Here is a 6,967-nt window from a genome sequence, read left to right on the forward strand (position 1 = left end):
ACAAAACCACGATGGTGACGGCGTTGCTGGGGTTGTCGACGGCGAAGGAGTATCGCGGTTCGGCGATGAAATAGACCAACAGCGCCCCGGACAGCATGCCCGCCAGCACGGCCGGTGCCACACCGCCGAACAGCGCGACGGCAATCACCCCGGCGAAGAAGACCGCGGTCTTTCCGCCGATGTCCAGCAGCGGATCCAACAAGCGTGTCGTGATCGCCAAGATGACCCACGGCACAGTGATCGCGGCCAGCCAGGACACGATTTGGCGAGCGCGTGGCGAAATCGACGCGAACGGCAGGCCGCGGTTGGCCTGCTCATGGGTGACCATGTGGACGTCGATCTTCCCCGAGTCATTGATGGTGGTGGCGCCGATTCCCTCGCTGAGGACTCGCGCCCACCGCGACCGCCGGGAGCTGCCGAGCACCAGCTGAGTGGAGTTGGTCTCGCGGGCGAAGTCGAGCAGTGCGGTCGCCACGTCGTCGCCGACCACGGTGTGAACCGTCGCGCCCAGGCTGGCGGCGAGTTCGCGCACCTTGCCCATTTCGCGTGGCGACACACCCGACAGGCCGTCGCCGCGGACGACGTGCACCACCATGAGTTGGGCGCTCGACCTCGACGCAATGCGGGAGGCGCGGCGCACCAATGTTTCCGATTCGGGGCCGCCGGTTACGGCGACGACCACCCGCTCACGGGCTTCCCAGGTGTCCTTAATCTTCTTGTCGGCACGATATTTCGCCAGCGCCGCATCGACCTGATCAGCAAGCCACAGCAGCGCGATTTCACGTAGGGCGTTCAGGTTGCCGGTGCGAAAGTAGTTGGACAGCGCCGCATCGATCCGCTCCGGCGGGTAGACGTTGCCGTGGGCGAGCCTGCGCCGCAACGCCTCCGGTGTGATGTCGACCAACTCGATCTGAGCTGCTTTTCGGACGATTTCGTCGGGCACGGTTTCGCGCTGCTCGACGCCGGTGATCTGGGCAACGACATCGTTGAGGCTCTCCAGGTGCTGAATGTTGAGCGTCGAGATCACGGTGATCCCGGCATCAAGCAGCGTTTCGATGTCCTGCCACCGCTTGGAATTGACGCTGCCCGGGATATTGCTATGCGCATATTCGTCGACCAGCGCCACTTGCGGCCGACGCCGCAACACCGCGTCGACATCGAGTTCCGGAAACAGGGTTCCGCGGTAGGAAATGTAGTGCGGCGGAATGACTTCGATGCCTTCGATGAGTTCGCCGACCTTCTTGCGGCCGTGCGTCTCCACTACCGCCGCGACGACATCGGTGCCGCGCTCCAGCCTGCGATGCGCCTCGCCGAGCATCCCGCAGGTCTTGCCGACTCCGGGGGCCGCGCCGAGGTAGATGCGCAACTCGCCACGTCGCTGCGGTGGCACGCTTTGGGCAAGCGGGTCATCGGGGCTTGCCGCTTGTGACGCTCGCGGCTCATCGGCGGAAGTCACATGAACATCATCTACCGGAATGTTTAAGACTTCACATCAACCGGAAAGTTCAAGACTTCACCGGATAATTGCGGTCCAACTCGAGGTTGAGTTCCAGTACGTTGACCACCGGCTCGCCGACGATGCCGACCAGACGACCGTGCTGGTTGTGGCTAACCGCGTCGCGCACCTGACTAGCGCTGATCCCACGCGCGTGGGCTACCCGGGCCACCTGGATGTCGGCGTAAGCCGGCGAGATGTTGGGGTCGAGGCCGCTAGCGCTGGCGGTGACGGCGTCGGCGGGCACCCCCGGGTTAGCAGACGACGCGCCGCGAATCGGAACGATCTGACCGACCGTGTAGTCCTCACCGTACTTCGCGCATTCCACCCGTACACCCTCGTAGAGTTGCTGGAATACCGTGGTCGGTGCGCTACCCGGCATCGGGCAGGGCTCGTTGACGCTGACCACCTGGGTCGGGTGGATCACGTTGCCCGATGAATCCCGCGGCCCGATCACCGACAGCACCGCGCCCACCCCGCCGCCAGTGCAGAACGGGCGTGCGCCGTCGACCTTCTCGAGCTTTCCGATCGCGAAGCTGCGCGAGCACACCTGAGTGAGCAGGCTGGGTTTGAATCCGGCGGTGGAAGGATCGGCGCCGGGAGCCAGCTTGGCCGGATCGGCCGGTGTGTCGACGATGCTTTCCGGGCCCAGGTTGGTGGGTCCTGATGCCAGTGGGTCATAGCCCTTTCCGGCTGCCGACGGCCTGCTCTGGAAGTACTGCGGCAGTGGGTTGCCGTCTTTGTCGGTGAACGACTGGCCGATCAGTTTGCTGCCGACCGGGTTTCTGGACACCTTGACTATCGAGCCCTCCGCCTTGGCGTGCAGCCCGGGAAGTAGCGAGACTCCCCAGACCACCAAGGGGTAGGCGAAGCCGGTGATCACGGTCAGCACGAGCAGCGCACGCAGTGCCGCCCAGTGTTGGCGAATCAAGTTGGAAAAGTTCATTTGCGTCGCTCCTCTTCATCGCTTCGGCCCCCTCGCCGCTGCGCGGCTGGGGGTGCCCCCACTGCATCGTCGCCGACGCGGTTCATGTCAGCCCATCCCGGGGATAAATTGCACGACCAGGTCGATCAGTTTGATGCCGATGAACGGGGCGACGATGCCGCCCAGCCCATAGATGTAAAGATTGCGGCTCAACAGTTTTGACGCGCTGCTGGGTGTGTACTGCACACCGCGCAGCGCCAACGGAATCAGCGCCACGATAATCACCGCGTTGAAGATCACCGCGGAGAGAATCGCCGATTCCGGGCTGTGCAGCCGCATCACGTTGATCAGGTCAAGTCCGGGGAACAGCGCCACGAACATGGCCGGGATGATCGCGAAGTATTTGGCGATGTCGTTGGCGATCGAGAACGTGCTCAACGCGCCACGCGTGATCAGCAGCTGCTTGCCGATTTCCACGATCTCGATGAGCTTGGTGGGGTCGGAGTCCAGGTCCACCATGTTGCCGGCCTCTTTGGCCGCGCTGGTGCCGCTGTTCATCGCCACCCCGACGTCGGCCTGAGCCAACGCCGGCGCGTCGTTGGTGCCGTCACCGGTCATCGCGACCAGCCGGCCACCCTCCTGCTCACGCTTGATCAACACCATCTTGTCTTCGGGGGTGGCTTCGGCGAGGAAGTCGTCGACCCCGGCCTCGTCGGCGATCGCTTTGGCCGTCAACGGGTTGTCACCGGTGATCATCACCGTTCTGATGCCCATCTTGCGCATCTCGTCGAAACGCGCACGCATACCGTGCTTGACCACGTCCTTGAGGTGGATGACGCCGAGCACGTCGGCTTTCTTGCCGGCATTGCCCTCGAGGCCGGTTGTCACCACGCCGACCACCAGCGGGGTTCCGCCGGCGGCGGAGATGCCGTCGACGATTTCGCCGAGTATTTCGGGAATGATCCCGCCCTGGTCGCGGACCCACTTGGCGACCGAACTGGCCGCGCCCTTGCGCAGCTGTCGTCCACCGAGGTCGACACCGGACATTCTTGTCGTCGCGGTGAACTCGACCCAGTGGGCGTGGCTGAGTTCGCCGGGGGAGCGCTCCCGCAGCCCGTAGGCCTGCTTCGCGTAGACGACGATAGAGCGGCCTTCGGGGGTTTCGTCGGCGAGGCTGGACAACTGAGCGGCGTCCGCCAGCCCCTCGGACGTGACCCCGGTGACCGGGATGAATTCCGACGCCTCCCGGTTGCCCAGCGTGATCGTGCCGGTCTTGTCCAACAGCAACGTGTTGACGTCGCCGGCAGCCTCGACCGCCCGGCCCGACATGGCCAGCACGTTGCGTTGGACCAATCGGTCCATGCCGGCGATACCGATCGCGGACAGCAACGCGCCGATGGTGGTGGGGATCAGGCACACCAGCAGCGCCACCAGGACAACGCCGCTGACGCCGTTATTGGTGAGTGCGGAGGTGTTCGCCACACCGGGATTGTTGGCCTTGGAGTAGATCGCCAGCGGCTGCAGCGTCGCCACCGCGAATACGAAGATTATGGTCAGCGCCGCAAGCAGAATGTTCAGCGCGATCTCGTTCGGCGTCTTCTGCCGGTTGGCGCCCTCGACGAGGGCGATCATCCGGTCGATGAAGCTCTTCCCGGGCTCTTGGGTGATCTTGACGATGATGCGGTCCGAGAGCACGGTGGTTCCGCCGGTCACTGCGGAGCGGTCGCCGCCGGATTCCCGGATCACCGGCGCCGATTCGCCGGTGATCGCCGATTCGTTAACCGACGCAATGCCTTCCACGATCTCGCCGTCGCCCGGGATGATTTCGCCGGCCTCCACGACGACAATGTCGCCTTTTTGCAGTTCCGGGGCTCGGACGTCCTCCTCGGTGCCGGGGGTCTCGGGTGACCAGCCGTGTAACCGGCGCGCGATGGTGTCGGTCTTCGCCTTGCGCAGCGTGTCGGCCTGTGCTTTGCCCCGCCCTTCGGCGAACGCCTCGGCCAGGTTGGCGAAAAGCACTGTCAGCCAGAGCCAGAACACGATGAGCCAGCCGAACCACGACGAGTCGCGGATCGTCAGCACGGTCGACCAGACGGCGCCGATCTCGACGATGAACATCACCGGGTTGCGCCACAGGGTGCGCGGATCGAGCTTGCGCAACGCGTCGGGCAGCGATTTGGTCAGCAGCGCGGGATCGAGTCGGCCGCCCTGAACCCGCCCGCCCGGCGCGTGGCCGCCGTGGTGGCGCTGCGATGAACGGGCGGAACGGGGTTTCGAAGCCGTAGACGTTGTCATGTCAGTGGATTCCTTCAGCCAGGGGCCCGAGTGCCCACGCGGGCAGGAATGTGAGGGCAACAAGAATCACCGTGACGCCGGCGACCATTCCGATGAACTGCGGACGATGGGTGGGCAGGGTACCGGGGGACTCCGGCGTGTGCCTTTGGCGGGCCAGCGAGCCGGCCAACGCGAGCACCAACACGATTGGCAGGAACCGGCCGAAGACCATCGCCAGGCCCACTGCGGTGTTGTACCAGGTGGTGTTGGCGTTCAGGCCCGCGAAAGCCGAGCCATTGTTGTTCGCGCCGGAGGTGAACGCGTACAGCACCTCCGACAGGCCGTGCGGTCCGGTGTTGAGCATGCTCGCGCGTTCGCCCGGCAGCGCCATCGCGATGGCGGTGCCGAGCAGCACAAGGAGCGGCGTCACCAGGAAATAGCTTGCCGCGAGCTTCATTTCGCGGGGGTTGATCTTCTTGCCGAGGTACTCCGGTGTGCGCCCGACCATTAGCCCGGCGACGAACACCGTAATCACCGCAAGGACCAGCATGCCGTACAGGCCAGACCCGGTGCCGCCGGGCGCCACCTCACCCAGCTGCATGTTAAAGATCGTCATCATGCCGCCGAGGCTGGTGTAGGAGTCGTGAAACGAGTCGACGGCACCACAAGAGGTCAGCGTTGTCGAAACGGCGAACACCGAGGAGTTGGGAACACCGAAGCGTTGCTCCACACCTTCCATGGCCGCCCCGATCGCGGTCGGCACCGTGCCGTGGTGCTGCAGCTGCATCCACATCGTGATCGTCCAGCTGATCGCGGCGAGCGTCGTCATGATTGCGGCTATCGCGTAGCCCTGCTTCTTGCTGCCCACCATGCGCCCGAATGTGCGCGGCAGCGAGAAGCTGATCACCAGTAACAGGTAGATCTCCAGCCAATTGGTCCAGGCGGTCGGGTTCTCAAACGGATGCGCGGAGTTCGCGTTGTAGAAGCCGCCGCCATTGGTGCCGAGTTCCTTGATCGCTTCCTGGCTGGCGACCGGTCCTCCGGTGATCGTCTGCTGGGAGCCGCCCAGCGTGGTCACGACCTGGTCGTGCAGGTGGAAGTTCTCGATCATTCCACCGGCGATCAGCACGATTGCGGCGATAAACGAGATCGGCAGCAGGAGGCGCAGCGTCCCGCGGACCAGATCCACCCAGAAGTTGCCCAGCTCGTCGCTCCTGATTCGGGCGAAGCCGCGAACCACCGCGATCGCGACGGCTATGCCTACCGCGGCGGAGACGAAGTTCTGCACGGCCAAACCGGCCATCTGCACCAGGTGGCCCTGCGTCGACTCGCCCGAGTACGCCTGCCAGTTGGTGTTCGTGACGAAGCTGATCGCGGTGTTCCACGCCAGCGACGGGGTCATCGGTGTCGCTGGATCGTGTAGGTGCAGCGGCAACTTGCCCTGCACCAACTGGAAGAAGAACAGGAACAGCACGCTGACCGCCGAGAATGCCAGGACGCTGCGGGCGTAGGCGCACCAGTGCTGTTGGGCCTTGGGGTCGGCGCCGATGACGCGGTAGATCGCCTTCTCGACCCGCCAGTCCTTCGGCGAAGTGTAGACGTGGTACATGTAGTCGCCCAGCGGTACGTGTACCGCTACCAATGCCAGCACGAGCAAAGCGAGGAATGCGATCCCCGCAAAAGAAGTGCTCACCTAAAACCTTTCCGGAAGGAACAAGGCCGCGACTAGATAGACCGCCAGCAGTACTGACAGTGCGAGGCCGATGATGTTGTCGTAGCTCATAGCTTTTCGACCAACTTTTGCGCAAGGCCAAGGACGGCGAAGACTGCCACCGTCAGTAGGACGTAGGCAACCACCGACATAGTTCCTCCGTTCGTGGCAAACCGGTCAGCTCGATGGTCGATCGAGTCGTGGTACCGGCATGCAATTTAGACCTTCATAGTGAAGATCTGGAACGACTCCATAGTGAAGATCTGGAACGAAGCTATGCCTCGCCCGTTTGGAAAGCTCCATCGTTTACGCTTTCTTTACGGTCGGCCGGACATATTGAGTTTGCGGTTTCGGTGATGGCTAACTCGCAGCGACCAGTTATGGCGCATTTAAGCAGGCGACCGCGAACGGTATGAACTTTGCTGCGGCGGCTGTGATCCACTACTCAACGATGGGCAAGCGCACCCGGAAGGTGGTTTTGCCGTCAGCGGATTCGGCAGTGACCGAGCCCTGATGAGCTTTGACGATCGAGTCGACAATGGCGAGGCCCAGTCCATTTCCG

The 6,967-nt window shown here is 63.7% G+C and carries 6 protein-coding genes and 1 pseudogene; all 7 read right to left on the reverse strand.

Features of this window, described 5'->3' with window-relative positions; translation table 11 throughout:
• The coding region (locus WAN71_RS26610) for a DUF4118 domain-containing protein (RefSeq protein ID WP_422228196.1) at positions 1-1,390 on the reverse strand (1,390 nt) is incomplete at its 3' end.
• A gap of 115 nt (positions 1,391-1,505) precedes the next feature.
• Positions 1,506-2,441 carry a potassium-transporting ATPase subunit C gene (locus WAN71_RS26615; protein ID WP_422228192.1) on the reverse strand — a complete coding sequence of 312 codons (936 nt, stop codon included), beginning with the start codon at positions 2,439-2,441 and terminating at the stop codon, positions 1,506-1,508.
• Positions 2,438-2,539, reverse strand: a pseudogene (locus tag WAN71_RS26620) (hypothetical protein); the annotation flags it as partial. The pseudogene WAN71_RS26620 and the gene WAN71_RS26615, both read right to left, overlap by 4 nt.
• Positions 2,529-4,715 carry a potassium-transporting ATPase subunit KdpB gene (gene kdpB / locus WAN71_RS26625; RefSeq protein ID WP_422228193.1) on the reverse strand — a complete coding sequence of 729 codons (2,187 nt, stop codon included), beginning with the start codon at positions 4,713-4,715 and terminating at the stop codon, positions 2,529-2,531. The pseudogene WAN71_RS26620 and the gene kdpB, both read right to left, overlap by 11 nt.
• A 1-nt stretch (position 4,716) precedes the next feature.
• A complete protein-coding gene (gene kdpA / locus WAN71_RS26630) occupies positions 4,717-6,387 on the reverse strand; it encodes a potassium-transporting ATPase subunit KdpA (RefSeq protein ID WP_422228194.1) in 1,671 nt (556 codons plus the stop codon).
• Positions 6,388-6,477, reverse strand: coding sequence for a K(+)-transporting ATPase subunit F (gene kdpF, locus WAN71_RS26635; protein ID WP_422228195.1), 90 nt, complete (start codon positions 6,475-6,477; stop codon positions 6,388-6,390).
• A 369-nt stretch (positions 6,478-6,846) separates the two neighbouring features.
• The coding region (locus WAN71_RS26640; protein ID WP_422228197.1) for an ATP-binding protein at positions 6,847-6,967 on the reverse strand (121 nt) is incomplete at its 5' end.

The sequence above is a fragment of the Mycobacterium sp. genome (genome assembly GCF_049280035.1).
Classification (GTDB): domain Bacteria; phylum Actinomycetota; class Actinomycetes; order Mycobacteriales; family Mycobacteriaceae; genus Mycobacterium.

Bases quoted from the DNA above. Each gene is read 5' to 3' on its own strand.
- kdpB (WP_422228193.1), bottom strand. From the start codon at position 4,715: ATGACAACGTCTACGGCTTCGAAACCCCGTTCCGCCCGTTCATCGCAG.
- kdpF (WP_422228195.1), bottom strand. From the start codon at position 6,477: ATGAGCTACGACAACATCATCGGCCTCGCACTGTCAGTACTGCTGGCG.
- WAN71_RS26615 (WP_422228192.1), bottom strand. From the start codon at position 2,441: ATGAACTTTTCCAACTTGATTCGCCAACACTGGGCGGCACTGCGTGCG.